The sequence below is a fragment of the Actinomadura pelletieri DSM 43383 genome (assembly GCF_003634705.1).
Lineage (GTDB): Bacteria > Actinomycetota > Actinomycetes > Streptosporangiales > Streptosporangiaceae > Spirillospora > Spirillospora pelletieri.
Genome location: NZ_RBWU01000003.1, coordinates 914,933 through 931,249, shown reverse-complemented (window position 1 = coordinate 931,249; position 16,317 = coordinate 914,933). Strand labels below are relative to the sequence as shown.

At 71.9% G+C, this 16,317-nt stretch carries 16 protein-coding genes; 14 read left to right on the top strand and 2 right to left on the bottom strand.

The features are described from left to right. Nucleotides 1-105: 105 nt before the first annotated feature. From BZB76_RS17475 to thiD, 3 genes are all read left to right on the top strand, one after another. Complete coding sequence (locus tag BZB76_RS17475) at nucleotides 106-1,026, top strand: thiamine-phosphate kinase (RefSeq protein WP_121435374.1); 921 nt, start codon at nucleotides 106-108, stop codon at nucleotides 1,024-1,026. A 99-nt stretch (nucleotides 1,027-1,125) separates the two neighbouring features. Further along, on the top strand, nucleotides 1,126-2,028 hold the full coding sequence (locus BZB76_RS17470) for a cellulose binding domain-containing protein (protein WP_121435373.1): 903 nt from the start codon (nucleotides 1,126-1,128) through the stop codon (nucleotides 2,026-2,028). Between the two features lie 37 nt (nucleotides 2,029-2,065). Further along, nucleotides 2,066-2,878: a bifunctional hydroxymethylpyrimidine kinase/phosphomethylpyrimidine kinase gene (gene thiD, locus BZB76_RS17465; RefSeq protein ID WP_121435372.1), complete on the top strand. Its 813-nt coding sequence runs from the start codon at nucleotides 2,066-2,068 to the stop codon at nucleotides 2,876-2,878. Between the two features lie 97 nt (nucleotides 2,879-2,975). Here the strand turns inward: thiD and rpmB are convergent, their stop codons facing one another. Then, nucleotides 2,976-3,170 (bottom strand): 50S ribosomal protein L28, encoded by a 195-nt coding sequence (gene rpmB / locus BZB76_RS17460; protein WP_117399620.1) that lies wholly within the window; start codon nucleotides 3,168-3,170, stop codon nucleotides 2,976-2,978. A 250-nt stretch (nucleotides 3,171-3,420) separates the two neighbouring features. Here rpmB and recG point away from each other — a divergent pair, with 250 nt between their 5' ends. Then, on the top strand, nucleotides 3,421-5,622 hold the full coding sequence (gene recG, locus BZB76_RS17455; protein ID WP_121435371.1) for an ATP-dependent DNA helicase RecG: 2,202 nt from the start codon (nucleotides 3,421-3,423) through the stop codon (nucleotides 5,620-5,622). Between the two features lie 107 nt (nucleotides 5,623-5,729). Beyond that, entirely contained in the window at nucleotides 5,730-7,493 is a 1,764-nt protein-coding gene (locus tag BZB76_RS17450; protein ID WP_121435370.1) for a serine/threonine-protein kinase, read from the top strand. Nucleotides 7,494-7,565: 72 nt separating this feature from the next. On the opposite strand, the gene BZB76_RS17445 is transcribed toward BZB76_RS17450, so the two are convergent. Continuing rightward, entirely contained in the window at nucleotides 7,566-8,330 is a 765-nt protein-coding gene (locus BZB76_RS17445; protein ID WP_121435369.1) for a hypothetical protein, read from the bottom strand. 205 nt (nucleotides 8,331-8,535) lie between these two features. Between BZB76_RS17445 and rsmD the strand changes: the two genes are divergently transcribed. The 9 genes from rsmD (at nucleotide 8,536) to BZB76_RS17400 (ending at nucleotide 14,964) form a co-directional block, all read left to right on the top strand. Beyond that, nucleotides 8,536-9,105: a 16S rRNA (guanine(966)-N(2))-methyltransferase RsmD gene (gene rsmD / locus BZB76_RS17440; protein WP_121435368.1), complete on the top strand. Its 570-nt coding sequence runs from the start codon at nucleotides 8,536-8,538 to the stop codon at nucleotides 9,103-9,105. A 31-nt stretch (nucleotides 9,106-9,136) separates the two neighbouring features. Continuing rightward, on the top strand, nucleotides 9,137-10,594 hold the full coding sequence (locus BZB76_RS17435; protein WP_121435367.1) for a penicillin-binding transpeptidase domain-containing protein: 1,458 nt from the start codon (nucleotides 9,137-9,139) through the stop codon (nucleotides 10,592-10,594). A 90-nt stretch (nucleotides 10,595-10,684) separates the two neighbouring features. Then, complete coding sequence (gene coaD / locus BZB76_RS17430) at nucleotides 10,685-11,164, top strand: pantetheine-phosphate adenylyltransferase (protein WP_121435366.1); 480 nt, start codon at nucleotides 10,685-10,687, stop codon at nucleotides 11,162-11,164. A 120-nt stretch (nucleotides 11,165-11,284) separates the two neighbouring features. After that, nucleotides 11,285-11,932, top strand: a complete 648-nt coding sequence (locus tag BZB76_RS17425) for a YceD family protein (protein WP_121435561.1) — start codon at nucleotides 11,285-11,287, stop codon at nucleotides 11,930-11,932. A 1-nt stretch (nucleotide 11,933) separates the two neighbouring features. Continuing rightward, the gene (gene rpmF, locus BZB76_RS17420; RefSeq protein WP_117399613.1) at nucleotides 11,934-12,113 is read left to right on the top strand and encodes a 50S ribosomal protein L32; all 180 of its coding nucleotides are present in this window, start codon (nucleotides 11,934-11,936) and stop codon (nucleotides 12,111-12,113) included. A 291-nt stretch (nucleotides 12,114-12,404) separates the two neighbouring features. Beyond that, the gene (gene rnc / locus BZB76_RS17415) at nucleotides 12,405-13,163 is read left to right on the top strand and encodes a ribonuclease III (RefSeq protein WP_121435365.1); all 759 of its coding nucleotides are present in this window, start codon (nucleotides 12,405-12,407) and stop codon (nucleotides 13,161-13,163) included. Further along, nucleotides 13,156-14,046, top strand: a complete 891-nt coding sequence (mutM, locus tag BZB76_RS17410; RefSeq protein WP_121435364.1) for a bifunctional DNA-formamidopyrimidine glycosylase/DNA-(apurinic or apyrimidinic site) lyase — start codon at nucleotides 13,156-13,158, stop codon at nucleotides 14,044-14,046. The genes rnc and mutM overlap by 8 nt, the downstream gene beginning before the upstream one ends. A gap of 254 nt (nucleotides 14,047-14,300) precedes the next feature. Then, on the top strand, nucleotides 14,301-14,588 hold the full coding sequence (locus tag BZB76_RS17405; RefSeq protein ID WP_121435560.1) for an acylphosphatase: 288 nt from the start codon (nucleotides 14,301-14,303) through the stop codon (nucleotides 14,586-14,588). Between the two features lie 178 nt (nucleotides 14,589-14,766). Beyond that, complete coding sequence (locus BZB76_RS17400; protein ID WP_067883924.1) at nucleotides 14,767-14,964, top strand: hypothetical protein; 198 nt, start codon at nucleotides 14,767-14,769, stop codon at nucleotides 14,962-14,964. The last annotated feature ends 1,353 nt before the right edge of the window (nucleotides 14,965-16,317 follow it).

Here is a 16,317-nt window from a genome sequence, read left to right as displayed (position 1 = left end):
AACCGTCGGACGGTTCACCGTATCGTGTTACGCGCCGCCGCGCGTGTCCGGGGGCGCACGTGCCGCGATCAGGCGCATACGGAACGGTCTAAACGCGGGGGGCGGATGGGAACGATCGGTGAGCTGGGCGAGTTCGCGCTGATCGCCCGGCTGACCCGGCGGTCGCCGTCGGGCCCGGACGTGCGGCTCGGCCCCGGTGACGACGCCGCCGTGATCGCCGCCCCGGACGGACGCGTCGTGGCCACCACCGACCTGCTGGTGGAGGGGCGCCACTTCCGACTCGACTGGTCGGGCCCCTACGACATCGGGCGCAAGGCCGCCGCGCAGAACCTCGCCGACGTCGTCGCGATGGGCGCCCGGCCCACGGCCCTGCTGGTGGGCTTCGCGGCCCCGCCCGGCACCGGCACGGACTGGGCCGAACGGCTCTACGACGGGCTCGCGGACGAGTGCCGCGCGGCGGGCGCCTCCGTCGCGGGCGGCGACGTCGTCGCGGCGCCCGCCGTCACGCTCGCGATCACCGCGCTCGGCGACCTCGGCGGCGCGGCTCCGCTCACCCGGTCCGGGGCGCGTCCGGGAGACGTCGTCGCGGTCCGGGGACGGCTCGGTCACGCCGCCGCCGGGCTGGCGCTGCTCACCGGGGGCCGCACCGAGCCCGCCGAGCTGGTCGCGGCGCATCGCCGTCCCGAACCGCCCTACCGGGCGGGGGAGGAGGCCCGCGCGCACGGCGCCACCGCGCTGCTGGACGTGAGCGACGGGCTCGTCCAGGACCTCGGGCACATCGCCGCCGCGAGCGGCGTCCGGATCGAGGTCGACTCCGCCAGGGTGCCCGTCCCGGAGATCCTCGGACCGGACGGACTGCGGCACGCCCTCACCGGAGGCGAGGACCACGCGTTCGCCGCGACGTTCCCCCCGGACGCCGTTCCGCCCCCGTCCTGGACCGTCATCGGGACCGCGTCCGAAGGGGCGGGAGTGACCGTGGACGGACGCGAACCACCGTCCGGCGCATGGGACCATTTCCCGACGTGAGACGGCGTTTGTCAATGTCCTCACGCCGACCGATTGACGCGTCTTGTAGGCATGGTTGGTACGGGTTTGGTATACATCCTGTGATCGAAGAGGAATGGGATGGGACGACACACCAGGCGCGAACGACCGGGCCGCGGACCCGTACCGGATCGCGACGCGACCTACGGGCCGTTCTACGACGCTCCCCTGGATCCCACCTTCGACACCTACTCCGGGCCGACCGACGACCGCGTTTACGTGTCCCCGCACGACCGGGCGTCGACCGGCCCGCCCCCCGACGCGGAATGGACGCACGGCCCACCGGACGAGCACCTGTTCGACCCCCTCCCAGGGGACTATCCGGGTGACTACCCCGGCGCTCCCGGCTCCTATTCCGCCTTCGCCTCCGACGACCCGTTCGACTCTTCGGATTTCTGGTCGCCGGAGACGCCCGAACCCGAGAACCGTCCCCGCGAGAAGTCCGGCTCGAAGAGGCCGCTGAAGTTCCTTTCGATGCTGCCCGTCCCGCTACTGCCGATCGTCGCCCTCGTCATCGCGGTCGGAATCGTGGCCTACGCGCTGAGCACGCAGCAGATCTCCCTCAACTTCGCGGGCGGCGCGCCGAGCGAGAGCACCCAGAACAGCCCCCGGGACAACCCGGTGTCCGACCGCGATGACGACGACGGCGAGCGCCCCAGCCGCAGCGGCGAGGGCCGCTCCGACGGCCTCATCGTCGCGTTCCGGGTCGCGTCCAAGACCCCCGACGGCTTCAAGGCGACCGCCACGATCGCCAACAAGGGCACACGGCCCATCACGAAATGGGCGCTGGCGTTCAGGATCTCCGGCGCGTCCGTCACCGCCGTCAAGGGCGCCACCGTCGTCCGGAAGGGCAAGGTCGCCCACGTTCGCGGGCGCACCGCCATCGCCCCCGGCGCGAAGGTGCGGATCGTGTTCGCCGCGAAGGGCACCGCGAGCAGGCCGGCCACCTGCATCCTCAACGGCCAGCCCTGCGTGATGGTCTGAGATCGTCGCAGCTCCACAACCCTTTACAGTGGACGGCATGACGCCCTCCCCGTCCTCGCCCCGGACCCCGCCGCTCGTGCTCACCGTCGCGGGCTCCGACTCCGGTGGCGGCGCCGGCATCCAGGCCGACCTGAAGACCATGCTCGCGCTCGGCGTCCACGGGATGAGCGTCGTCGCCGCCGTCACCGCGCAGAACTCCCTCGGCGTCCAGGGCTACTGGGAACTGCCGCCGGAGGCGGTGCGCGCCCAGCTCGACTCCGTCCTGTCCGACATCGGCGTCCACGCGGTCAAGACGGGGATGCTGGCGTCCACGGTCCTCGTCGAGACCGTCGCCGAGGCCCTCGCCGCCTGCGACGCGCCCGCCGTCGTCGACCCGGTCGGGGTGTCCAAGCACGGTGATCCGCTGCTCGCGGCCGACGCCGTCCACGCCGTCCGCTCGGCGCTGCTGCCCGTCGCGACCGTCGCGACGCCCAACCTGTACGAGGTGGAGCAGCTCACCGGCGTCAAGGTGGTGGACGAGACGGGCCTGCGCGAGGCGGCCGAGGCCGTACGGGCGCTCGGCCCCGCATGGGTGCTGATCAAGGGCGGGCATCTGCCGGGCGAGCCCGCCGACCTGCTGTTCGACGGGGAGCGCGAGTACCGGTTCACCGCGCCCCGGCACGACAACCGGCACACCCACGGCACCGGATGCACGCTCGCGTCCGCGATCGCGTCGCATCTGGCGCTCGGCGAGGACGTCCCGGCGGCGGTGGCGAAGGCGAAGGAGTACGTGACGGGCGCGATCGCGGCGGGCTTCCCGCTCGGCGCGGGGATCGGCCCGGTCGACCACGGCTGGCGCCACCGCGCCTGAGCCGCCCCCGGCCGGCGGCCTGCCCGCGTCCACGACCCCGCGCACACCAAAACCGGCCCATCGGGCGTCCCGATGAGCCGGTGCGATCCAGGCGCGGTCAGACGGTCGGCTTGGCGACCTTCCCGGCCTTGATGCAGGAGGTGCAGGCGTTGATCCGCTTGGTGCTGCCGTTCACGACGGCGCGCACCCGCTGGATGTTGGGGTTCCAGCGGCGCGGGGTGCGGCGGTGCGAGTGGGAGACGCGCATGCCGAAACCGGGTCCCTTGCCGCAGACGTCGCAAACGGAAGCCACGGGAAACTCCAAGTGGTGTCGAAACTCTGACCGGAGCGCCACCCGGACACCGCAGCGGGCGGGACGGGCATCATGGGTGCTCACTGACGAACACCTTGGACGAGGCGCACGGATCAGAGTAGCCGACAGCGCGCCGAAGAGGCGAATCAGCCCGCCGCGCCGACGAACGGGCGCGGCTGGGCGGCCTCTCGACGGCCTCTCGACGGGCATCGCGTGATGCCCGTCGGGCCCATCGGCTAGAAAAGACAGCGTGGCGAACCTCGACGAGCCGTTGCGCAAGGTCCTCGGCGACAAGACGGCCAAGGTCCTGGAGAAGGGCCTCGACCTGCACACCGTCGGCGACCTCCTGCACCACTACCCGCGCCGCTACGCGCACCGCGGTGAGCTGACGCAGCTCAGTGGCCTGCAGGACGGCGAGCACGTCACCGTCATGGCGGAGGTCGTGAAGGTCCAGGGCCGCACCCTCACCCGCAGTCCCGGCTACGTCCTGGAGATCACCGTCACCGACGGGACCGGGCTGCTCCAGCTCAGCTTCTTCGGGCGCAAGGGCTCCTACCGCCCGGAGAAGGAACTGTCGCCCGGCACCCGCGGCCTGTTCGCCGGGAAGATCAGCACCTACCGTCCCCGGAGCGGCAGGGCGGTCCGGCAGCTCGCCCACCCGCAGTACAAGGTCGTCCACGAGAAGGGCGCCGAGCAGGCCGCGCAGGAGTGGGCCGACGAGATCATCCCGATCTACCCGTCGACCAAGGCCCTGCCGATCGAGACGATCGGCATGTCGATCGGCACCGTCCTCGACCAGCTGAGCCTGCCCGCCGACCCGATGCCCGCGGAACTGTTGCGCCGCCGCGACCTGATCGGCCTGCGCGAGGCCTACGAGGGCATCCACCGGCCGCGCGGCTGGGACGAGCTGGGCCGTGCCCGCAAGCGCCTGAAGTGGGACGAGGCGTTCGTCATCCAGGTCGCCCTGGCGCAGCGCCGCCGCGCCGCCGCCGCGCTTCCGGCCACACCGCGCCCGCCGTCCTTCGGCGGCCTCCAGGCGGAGTTCGACGCGCGCCTGCCGTTCGAGCTCACCGAGGGCCAGCGGCAGGTCGGCGACGAGATCGCCGCCGACCTCGCCCTCGAACACCCCATGCACCGCCTCCTCCAGGGCGATGTCGGCGCCGGCAAGACCGTGGTCGCGCTGCGGGCGATGCTGCAGGTCGTGGACGGCGGGGGGCAGGCGGCGCTGCTGGCGCCCACCGAGGTCCTCGCCCAGCAGCACCACCGGTCGATCACCGGAATGCTCGGCGACCTCGCACAGGCCGGGCAGATCGGCGGCGCCGAAAACGCCACCCGGGTGGCGCTGCTCACCGGGTCGCAGGGGGCCAAGGCGCGCAAGGAGGCGCTGCTGGACGCGGCGTCCGGCGCCGCCGGGATCGTCGTCGGCACCCATGCGCTCCTCCAGGAGAGCGTCCAGTTCGCCGACCTCGGCCTCGTCGTCGTGGACGAGCAGCACCGGTTCGGCGTCGAGCAGCGGGACGCGCTGCGCGAGAAGACCGCCGGCGGGCGCCCGCACGTCCTGGTCATGACCGCGACGCCGATCCCGCGCACGGTGGCGATGACGGTGTTCGGCGACCTGGAGACGTCCGTACTCGGGCAGCTCCCGGCGGGCCGCTCGCAGATCCAGACCCATGTCGTGCCGCCGGAGAAGCCCGCGTTCCTCGCCCGGACGTGGGAGCGCATCAAGGAGGAGGCGGCGCGCGGACGTCAGATCTACATCGTCTGCCCGCGCATCGGCGAGCAGGAGGGCGACGAGGGCGACGCCATCGCGTCCGACGACACGCAGGCGGGGGAGGGGCGCCGCTCACCGCTGGGAATCATGGAGGTGCTGCCGAAGCTGGAGGAACTGCTCGCCGGGCTGCGCATCGGCGTCCTGCACGGCAAGCTGCACCCCGACGAGAAGGACGCGGTGATGCGCCGCTTCACCGGCCGGGAACTGGACGTCCTGCTCGCCACCACGGTCATCGAGGTCGGCGTGGACGTGCCCAACGCCACCGTCATGGTGATCATGGACGCGGACCGGTTCGGCGTCTCCCAGCTCCACCAGCTGCGTGGACGCGTCGGGCGCGGCTCCCTCCAGGGTCTGTGCCTCCTGGTCACCGACGCCGAACCGGGCAGCAAGGCCCGCGAGCGTCTCGACGCGGTCGCGTCCACCACCGACGGGTTCCGGCTGTCGCGCCTCGACCTGGAGCAGCGCCGCGAGGGCGACGTCCTCGGCGCCGCGCAGGCGGGCCGCGCGTCCAGCCTCCGGCTGCTCACCCTGCAGCGGGACGAGGACGTGATCCGCGACGCCCGCGAGGAGGCCACGGCCCTCGTCGAGGCCGACCCCGACCTGTCCGGCCATCCCGGCCTCGCCACCGTCCTCGCCTCGCTCCTGGACGAGGACCGCGCCGACTTCCTGGAAAAGGCCTGACCGGACGAGGCCGACAAGTCACGACAATCCTCGACAACTAGTGACCATGTGGGGTGCGGGCGGGTAGAGGTTCCGTGGCGGGTCTCGTACGCGACGGAGGAGCTCCAATGACGGCCGTTGGCCCACTGCTGCCCGGCGACCCGGCGCGGCTCGGCCGGTACGAACTGGTCGGACGGCTCGGTGAGGGCGGGCAGAGCGTCGTCTACCTGGGGCGGGACGACGGCGGGCAGGCGGCGGTGAAGCTGCTGCGCGACCGGTTCAGCCGCGACCCGGAGTGGCGGGCGCGGTTCGAGCGGGAGATGAGCATGATCGGCCGGGTGGCGGGGTTCTGCACCGCGCAGGTCCTGGACGCCGACGTGTCCGGTGACCGGCCGTACGTCGTCAGCGAGTACGTGCCGGGACCGTCGCTGAGCGGCCTGGTGAACGCGAGGGGCCCACGAACCGGCACCGACCTCGACCGGCTGGCGATCGGGACCGTGACGGCGCTGGCGGCGATCCACCGCGCGGGGATCCTGCACCGCGACTTCAAACCGTCCAACGTGTTGATGGGGCCGGACGGGCCGCGCGTCATCGACTTCGGCATCGCCCGTGTCGTCGGCGCGTCGGCGGCGAGGGGCAGCGGTGCGATGGGGACGCCGTCGTACATGGCGCCCGAACAGGTCAACGACACCGAACTCGGCACAGGCGTGGACATGTTCACGTGGGCGGCGACGATGCTGTTCGCGGCGACGGGACGGCACCCGTTCGGCAACGACACGATCTCCGCCGTGTTCCACCGGATCCTGAACTACGAACCCGACCTCTCGGCGCTTCCGGGGACACTGCGCGGCGTGGTCGCGTCGTGCCTGGCCAAGGACCCGTCACGACGCCCGGAGGCGCAGCGGGTGCTGCTGGACCTTCTCGGCGGCGGCGCCGCGACCGTCCACGAGGCCGAGGAGCGGACGCTGAGCACCGGTGTCCAGCTCGCGGGCGATCCGAGGACGCCGTCGCCCGCACCGCCGACCGTGGGAAGGGTCGATCACCCGCCCCAAACGGGCGGGTTCGGCCCCGGACGGCCGTCGCCGTCCGTTCCGCCGCGTCGCCGCGGTCGCGGGCCCGCCGTCGCCGCCGCCGTGGCGGCGCTTCTCTTGCTCGGCGTGGGCGGCGCGGCATGGGCGCTGCTGGCGGACGGCTCGCCGGAGAGGTCCGCGGCGGCGGACATCGCCGCGGCCGCACCACCGGCCGCCGCGGCGGCGGTCGTCGAGCCCGCCGCACAGGCGGTCCGGACGGTCCTGACCTTCGACCATGTGACGCTCGACGAGAACGTGCGGGCCGCGCACCGGGTGGCGACGCCCACGTACGGGGCCGAGTACGACCGGCAGCTCGCGACCCGCGAGTACCGCGAGGAGTTGAAGGCCAGGAAGGGGTCGGTCACCGCGGAGATCGTCGACTCGGCCGTGGTGGCGGCCTCGTCCGGCCGCGTCGCCGTCACGACGTACGTCAAGCGGACGGTCCGCGCGGCGGACGCCGACCCGACCCGCCTCCAGAACCCGATGCGGGCGACCATGGTCAGGCAGGGCGGCGGCTGGCTGCTCGACAGCCTGTACTCGCTGAAGGCGGCCTCGCCCCGCGCCGACCTGGCGGGCGCGGCGTGGCCCGGCCCGCGGGCGCGCGAGGCGCTCGACGCCGTGACGCGCGCGCCGTCCGTCGCGTCCGGGACGCCCGTGGAGATCGGCCTGCGCCCGGCCGGGCGGGCGGACCGGCTGACGGCGCTCGTGACGCTCGGCGCCTGCAAGGGCGACTGCACCGACCAGGCCCGCGTCACCGTTCACCGGCTGCACCTGCAACGCTCGGACGGCGGCTGGAACGTCGCGGGCTCCGAGAACCTCTGAGCGGACCGTTCCCGAGCGTCCGCCCAGCGAAAGGGGCGCCCTCCGCCGGGCGGCGCCCCTTCCACGAACGGTTCAGGACTCGCGGGCCTCGCGCCTGCGGGTCGCGGCGACCGCGGCACTGCCCGCGACGAGGGCCGTGATGCCGAGCGCGAGCAGCGGCAGCGCGTCCGTCCCGGTGAACGGCAGGCCCCTCGGCGGCGTGAACTCGCCGACCGCCGTCGCGCCCGGCCCCATCGGCGCGGACGGAAGCCGCGGCAGCAGCGGCGACGCCGGTGGCTGGGCGTCCGGCGGCACCGGACCGGGCGGCGCCGGCGGAGCAGGGGGAACCGGCGGAGTGGGAGGCGTCGGCGGGATCGGGGGAGAAGGCGGCGTGGGCGGCGTCGGAGCGGCGCAACCACCGACGCACGCGTTCGCCGACACGTCCACCGACAGCGGTACGGCACCGCCGGGCTTCACCGAGGCACCGGCCTCGGCCTTCGCGCGGACGAGCCCGCCACCGCCCGCCGAGACCGTGGCGCCCGCGCTGAGCGAAACACCCGGCGCCCCGTTCCCGGCGCTGGTCCGGCTGCCCGAGCCACCGCCCGGCGAGGCGCTCAGACCCGTGCGCAGTCGGACCTTCACCCCGTCGTCCCGGGAGCCGACGCCCAAGCCGACATCGAGGCCCGCGCTCGCCGTCCTGGTCGGCTTGTCGTATTTCGTCGTGGAGGTGAGGTCGAGGTCGAGCAGGGACGCCGGCCTTTCCGACCGCGGCGATTTCTCGGCGGAGGGCCGGGAGGTCTCAGCGTGCGAAACGCCGCTCATGGCGGCGATGCCGAGAACCGTCGCGCCGGCCGTCACCGCCAGTCTCCTACCGTGATGCACTGCTGCTCCTGAGGGGATCGGCTGCAAGCTGCGATCACGTTTGCACGTCCAGTAGTCGACTGTGAACCGGTAACGGACCATTTAGGCCCTGTTTCACAAGACACCCCTGTTCAGGTTGTGCACTCTTGGGGCGTGACGTACGCCGGAGTCCGCCGCTCCGCGTTGCCGCGATACTGGGGGAATGACCAGGGTCATCGCGGGCAGCGCGGGAGGACGGCGGCTGGCCGTCCCACCGGGACGGGACACCAGACCGACCAGTGACCGGGCCCGTGAGGGCCTGTTCGCCACGGTCCTGGCCCTGCTCGGCCCGCTGGACGGGCTGCGCGTCGCCGACCTGTACGCGGGATCCGGCGCGGTCGGCCTGGAAGCGCTGTCACGCGGCGCCGCGCACGCGCTGCTCGTCGAGTCGCATCCACGCGCGATCCGGGTCGTCCGGAAGAACGCCGAGGACCTCGGACTTCCCGGCGCCGTCCCGTGCGCGGGAAAGGTCGAGCGCGTCGTCGGCGGGCCGCCGCCGGGCGGCCCCTACGACCTGATCTTCGCCGACCCGCCGTACGCGCTGGACGACGCGTCCGTCACCACCCTGCTGGAGAACCTGCGCGACCACGGCTGGACGGCCCCGGACGCGCTGGTCGTCGTGGAACGCGCCGCCCGCGGCCCGGCGCTGCGCTGGCCCGACGGCTACGAACCCGAACGCGACCGGCGTTACGGCGAGGCAGTGTTCTGGTACGGGCGCGCCACCGGTAGTTGAGAGCACCGGCATCCCGGGTAGATGCCATCGCATGAGGCCCGGCATTGACCGTGCCGTTGGGCGTGCTTGGCTCATCACCCTGGTGCTGCTCATCGCGCTCATGGTGAACATCACCTACGTCCAGGGGTTCCAGGCCCAGGACCTGCGGGACGACCCGAACAACGCCCGCCGGCTCGACGACCGCTTCAAGATCGAGCGGGGTCCCATCGTGGCGGACGGCGAACGGCTCGCCTGGTCGGAGAAGATCGACGACGAGCGTTACCGCCGCCGCTACAAGCAGGGCCCGGTGTTCGCGCCCATCACCGGCTACTTCTCCGTGTTCTCCCAGACCGGTCTCGAGGAGGCCGAGAACCACTTCCTCGACGGGACCGACGACCGGCTCGCCACGTCCAACCTCGTCGACAAGCTCATCGGCAGGCCCGTCCCGGGCGGCACCGTCGAGGCCACCATCGACGTCGGGGCGCAGCGCGTCGCCTACGACGCGCTGCGCGGCGCGGGCGCCCGGCGCGCGGCCGCCGTCGCGCTCGACGCCGACACCGGCGAGATCCTGGTGATGGCCTCCACACCGTCCTACGACCCCGACGACGTGTCCACCCTCGACGGCGAGGAGGCGCAGGCGGCGTTCGAGCGCCTCAACGCCCAGCCGCTGAAGCCCCTGCTCAACAAGGCGACGAACGAACTGTTCCCGCCCGGCTCCACGTTTAAGGCCGTCGTCGCCGCCGCCGCGCTGAAGGCCGGGGCGAGCGCGAACACCCCCGTCAGGGCCGGACGCAGCTACCGGCCGCCGGGCGCCGGCCAGGCCATCAACAACGACGCGGGCGACATCGGCGGATCGTGTGACCTGGGCAGCATCCCGCTCATCGAGGCGTTCGCCCAGTCGTGCAACACGACGTTCGCCTACATGGGCGCGGAGGAGCCCGGCAACGGCGCCGTCCACGAGGAGGCCGCGCGGTTCGGGTTCGGCGACCGGATCGAGTACGCCGACGGGCTGCGCGGCGCCGCCGGCGACTTCCCCGAGACCGACCAGCCGTCGCTCAGCGCCCTCGGCTCCATCGGACAGGGCAGCACGGTCGCCTCGCCGCTCCAGATGGCCATGGTCGCCGCCGCCGTCCTCAACGACGGCGTGGTCATGAGACCGCACCTGGTCGACAGGCTCCGCTCCCCGAAGGGGAGGACGGTGGACGACATCTCGCCGCAACGGCTGTCGAAACCCCTGACCGGCGACCAGGCCGACCAGATGCTGGACATGATGAAGGCCGTCGTCGACCGGGGCACCGGCAGGTCACTGAGGGGAACGTCCATCCTCGGCGGCAAGACCGGGACCGCCGATGTCGAGGGCGCCGCCTACAACGACCGCTGGTTCATCGGCGTCGGCCCCCGCGACGACCCGATGTACGCGGTCGCGGTGATGACCGAGGCGCCCGGGTACGGCATCGAGTCCGGCCCGATCGCCGCGAGGATCATCGACGCGCTGGGAGACGGAGGGTAGTGACCTCCGGACCCGGCCGAACCGACTCCGAACGCGATTTGGTACTTTCGCGCCGCAGGCCGGAAAAACGGGACCGAGGGGGTTCGCGCCGTGCGCCGTGTCGTCTGTCCGGGATCGTTCGACCCCGTCACCAACGGTCATCTCGACATCATCAGCCGCGCCTCCCGCCTCTACGACGAGGTGGTCGTCGCCGTGCTGATCAACAAGAGCAAGAAGAGCCTGTTCACCGTCGACGAGCGCGCCGACATGATCACCGAGGTCACCAAGGAGTACGGCAACGTCTCGGTCGACACGTTCTACGGCCTCACCGTCGACTACTGCCGCAACCAGGGCATCCCGGTGATCGTCCGGGGGCTGCGGGCCGTCAGCGACTACGAGTACGAGCTGCAGATGGCCCAGATGAACCACCGCATCGCCGGGGTGGAGACCCTGTTCATGGCGACGAACCCCGAGTACGCGTTCCTGTCGTCGAGCCTGATGAAGGAGGTCGTGAAGTTCGGCGGGGACATCTCCGGCCTCGTCCCCGACATCGTCCACGACCGGCTCGTCGAACGGCTCACGGGGGACTGACGCCCCGCGAGGACGGGAACACGCACCGGCGGCCGCCCCTGGTGGTGGGTCCGCGAGTTGGGACGACGGCCCTGTCTTCGGTACCCTGGGATATCGGCCATCACCGTGGCCGCCGTTCTCATGCCTCACGAAAGCAGGAATCCGCTGACCCGCCTCGACCCGACCGCCCCTCTCGTGCTCGACTCCCGAGCTCTGGGCAGGCAACCCGGGTCCTCGCGGGAGGAGCACCTGTCCGTGCCGGCACCCGAGAACTTCGGCGTCGAGATGGTGGGCGTCCCCGAGGGCGCCGCGATCGAGCTGGACCTCCGGCTCGAAGCGGTCCTCGAAGGGGTGCTCGTCACCGGCACGGCGACGGTCCCCCTCCGGGGGGAGTGTTCCCGCTGCCTCGACCCGATCGCCTCGACCTTCGAGGCGGAGTTCCAGGAGCTCTTCGTCTACGACGACACCCGCTCGGGCGGGAACGCCGACGACGACGAGCTTCGCCTCGAGGGCGACCTGATCGACCTCGAACCCGTCCTGCGGGACGCGGTGGTGCTCGCGCTGCCGCTGTCCCCGCTGTGCCGGGACGACTGTCCGGGCCTGTGCCCGGACTGCGGTGCGCGGCTGGCGGACGAACCCGGCCACCACCACGACGACGCCGTCGACCCCCGGTGGACGGCGCTGCGGGGCCTCGGCGACACGGCGCCGGCTCCCCCGAACCGGGGGGACGGGAGCGACAGCGGCTCCCGTCGACCAATCGACCGACGAGAACGAAAGCAGGAGGGCTGAGGTGGCCGTCCCGAAGCGGAAGAAGTCGCGCAGCAACACGCGGCACCGGCGTGCGCAGTGGAAGACCGCGGCGCCCAACCTGGTCGAGTGCCCGACGTGCCGCGACCCCAAGCTGCCGCACACCGCGTGCGCGACCTGCGGCACCTACAACCGGAGGCAGGTCATCGAACCGGCGTCCTGAGACTTCTCGCATCCTGGGGGGCGGATACGCGCGTGAGCGCTACCGCCCCCCGATGCGGCAGGACAGGCACCCGACCACCCCGGCGCGACATGTCGGCGTGGTGACCGGCGCGGAGACTGAACCTCGTTCACTGCGCCCGGAGCCGTGGTGCACGCCGGGATTTGCCTACCGGCGCGCACCTCGTCTTCGCGGACCCCTCCCCGCCGTGCGTCCTCGCCGACCCGGCCGGCCGGCCGCGCGCCATCGACGCGACCGCCCCCTCGGGCGGTGCACGGCCTGCGAGGAGGGCCCGTGAGCGGCAAGAAGAGCGATCCCGCTCCGGATCGCACCGAACTGATCGACGCCCTGGGCGTCGAAGTGAGCGACGAACTGCTCGAACGGGCGTTGACGCACCGTTCGTACGCCTACGAGAACGGCGGCCTGCCCACCAACGAGCGCCTGGAGTTCCTCGGCGACTCGGTGCTGGGCCTGGTCGTCACCGACACCCTGTTCCGCGGCCACCCCGACCTGCCCGAGGGGCAACTCGCCAAGCTGCGCGCCGCCGTCGTCAACATGCGGGCCCTCGCGGGTGTCGCCCGCGGCCTCGGCGTCGGCGCCCACATCCGGCTCGGCCGCGGCGAGGAGGGCACCGGAGGCCGAGACAAGGCCTCCATCCTCGCCGACACCCTGGAGGCGCTGATCGGCGCCGTCTACCTCGACCGCGGCCTGGACGAGGCGTCCGCGCTGGTGCACCGGCTCTTCGACGCACTGATCGCCCGTTCGGCGGGCCTAGGCGCCGGCCTGGACTGGAAGACCTCCCTCCAGGAACTCACGGCGGTGGAGGAACTGGGCGTCCCCGAGTACCACGTCGCCGAGAGCGGCCCCGACCATCAGAAGACGTTCCGCGCCTCAGTTCGGGTGGGCGGCCGGACATACGGCTCCGGTGAGGGCCGCAGCAAGAAGGAGGCCGAACAGCACGCCGCAGAGGCCGCCTGGAACGCGATCCGCGCGATCGTCGTCCAGCGCGAGGCCGCCGACCAGGCCGGCGAGGCGGCCCAGGCCGGTGCCTGAACTACCCGAGGTCGAGGTCGTCCGCCGCGGCCTGGACCGCTTCACCACGAACCGTCCCATCGCCTCCGCCGAGGTCCTGCACCCGAGAGCGGTGCGCCGCCACGAGACCGGCCCCGCCGACTTCGCCGCCCGCCTCGCCGGCCGCACCGTCCTCGCCCCGCGCCGCCGCGGCAAGTACCTGTGGCTGCCCCTCACCTCCTCCGACGGCGAACCGCCTGAGGAGGCCCTCCTCACCCACCTCGGCATGAGCGGCCAACTGCTCGTCGGCGAGCCCGACCGGCCCCGCGAGAAACACCTCCGGATCCGGATCCTCTTCGCCGACGGCGGCTTCGACCTGCGCTTCGTCGACCAGCGGACCTTCGGCCACCTCATGGTCACCGACCTGGCACCGGACAAGATCGGCGACGGACTCGTCCCGAAACCGATCCTGCACATCGCCGCCGACCCGCTGGAGGACGCCTTCGACCCGGAGGCGTTCTTCCGCGCCCTGCGCCGCCGCCGAACCGGGATCAAACGGGCCCTGCTCGACCAGTCGTTGATCAGCGGCGTCGGCAACATCTACGCTGACGAGGCCCTGTGGCGGGCCCGGCTGCACTGGGCACGTCCGACCGAGACCCTGACACGGGCGGAGGCGACACGCGTCCTGGAGGCCGCCCGCAAGGTCATGTCCGCCGCCCTCGCGGTCGGCGGCACGAGCTTCGACAGCCTCTACGTCAACGTGAACGGCGAGAGCGGCTACTTCGAACGCTCCCTGGACGCCTACGGCCGCCGCGACGAACCGTGCCGCCGCTGCGGCACCCCGATCCGTCGCGACGAGTTCATGAACCGTTCGTCCTACAGCTGCCCCGTGTGCCAACCACGCCCCCGCCGAGCACGCCACTAAGCTGTGTTGATTGCAGGACCGGCCCACTGCGCTCGCCTGACGGCTCGCTGTGTTGATTGCAGGACCGGCCCACTGCGCTCGCCTGACGGCTCGCTACGTGACCGTTCCTGGGGCGAACGCGACATCGCTTCGCGATCCGCCCGGTTCCGCTCGCCTTCGGCATCGCTGCACCGGGCGGGTAACGCGTTCGGGCGCGAGCTGAGACCACGTCGAAACAGGACCTAGGAGCGCCGATGACCGGAACGGGGGACGAGATGGAGACGGTACGCCTGACGGCCTGGGTGCGCGGCCACGTCCAGGGCGTAGGTTTCCGCTGGTGGGTACGGGCCCGCGCCCTGGAACTCGGCCTGACCGGCAGCGCCACCAACCTGGCCGACGGACGCGTCGAGGTCGTTGCCGAGGGCCCCCGGGACAAGTGCCACCGACTCCTCGCCCTCCTGAACGGCGACACCGCCGGCCCACCCCGTCCAGGCACGGTCACGGGCGTCGTCGAACGCTGGAGCGAGCCACGCGGCGAGGCCGACGGTTTCCAGGAACGCTGATGGGGTAGGGAGTCCTGGTTTACACCTGCTAAACTAGAGCTGGAAGGTTGTTACCGGCCTGTGATGTGCGGCTTGACCAGGACTCCGGCCGGTGCGACTCTAGACGATACGCGCACCGACTTCAGCAGTTTCTTGTGCGCGATCCCTGCTGGTTACTCAGCGTGGAGGACCCTTAGTCATGGCGAAGGCTCTACTCGGCCACGTCGGCGGTCCCGACCCCCGGATGGTCGCGGAGATGCGGCGCCTTCAGCAGCGCGTACGTGATCTGGAAGCCGAGCTCGTACGGCTCCAGGCGGAGAACGACGCGCTGGCGACGGCGGCAGACGACGATGTGATGTCGCTCGCGGTGAAGGACCGTGAACCGGCGCTGACCTGATCGGCGCCTCATTCTCAGAGTGGACAGGGACGCCGCCATCTGGCGTCCCTAACGCATTCCCCAGGGGGAACGCCCCCCTGGCCCCCGTCACGACGCAGGCGATCCTCACGCCGCCAAGCCCCAGGGCACCGCGGCCGCCTGCGCGTGACCAATTCCACAAACCCCGAAACCGGGGACACTCACCATTTCCGCGCCCCCCGACAAACCGCAAAAATTAGGTCAAACCTCCCCCAGTTCTGACACATCCAACCCGCCAACTTCGCCCCTCCTCCCAATCGGCACCACGAGCCCCACGCCAAAACCCGCCGATCGCACCCAAAAGCAGCAAGCCCCCGCCAGCGCACACCGACAAAGACCCGCCGGCCCCGAAGAGGGGCCGCGCGAGCCAACCTCGGCCCACCTCCGCAACACCTTTGACCGCTGAGATCGCGCCCAAAGGCAGGACCGAGCCCGCAAGAGTTCGATCATCCAACGAGCCGATGCGATACCACCGGCCGCACCACCGCGCACGACGACGCGAGCCGCCGGGGCTGAACGAGCGCGCTGCCTCAAGCACGCGACCACCCCTACACGCCGACCTCAGCCGGTACAGCAACCACGCAACGACCGGCGGGGTCGCGTTCGCGTCCGAAGGCAAGTTCGAGCGAAGCGAGAACCCGATCGCGCAGCGAGCCGAAGCGATGCGGGCGATCGCCCGCGGTGCACGACGATGGGGGCCCTTCAGGGCCGAAGGGGAGTGCACACATCCCGGACGAACCTCAGCCCGCCTCCGCAGCCCCGCAACGACCTTGACCCCTGCGATCGCGTCCGAAGGCAGGTTTCGAGCCTGCGAGAAACCTGATCGCGCAGCGAGCCGTAAGGCGAGCCGGAGCGATGCGGGCGATCGCCCGCGGTGCACGACGATGGGGGCCCTTCAGGGCCGAAGGGGAGTGCACACATCCCGGACGAACCTCAGCCCGCCTCCGCAGCCCCGCAACGACCTTGACCCCTGCGATCGCGTCCGAAGGCAGGTTTCGAGTCTGCGAGAAACCTGATCGCGCAGCGAGCCGTAAGGCGAGCCGGAGCGATGCGGGCGATCGCCCGCGGTGCACGACGATGGAGGCCTTTCAGGGCCGAAGGGGAGTGCACACATCCCGGACGAACCTCAGCCCGCCTCCGCAACCCCGCAACGACCTCGACCCCTGCGATCGCGTCCGAAGGCAGGTTTCGAGCCTGCGAGAAACCTGATCGCGCAGCGAGCCGTAAGGCGAGTCGAAGCGATGCGGGCGATCGCCCGCGGTGCACGACGATGGAGGCCTTTCAGGGCCGAAGGGGAGTGCACACATCCCGGACGAACCTCAGCCCGCCTCCGCA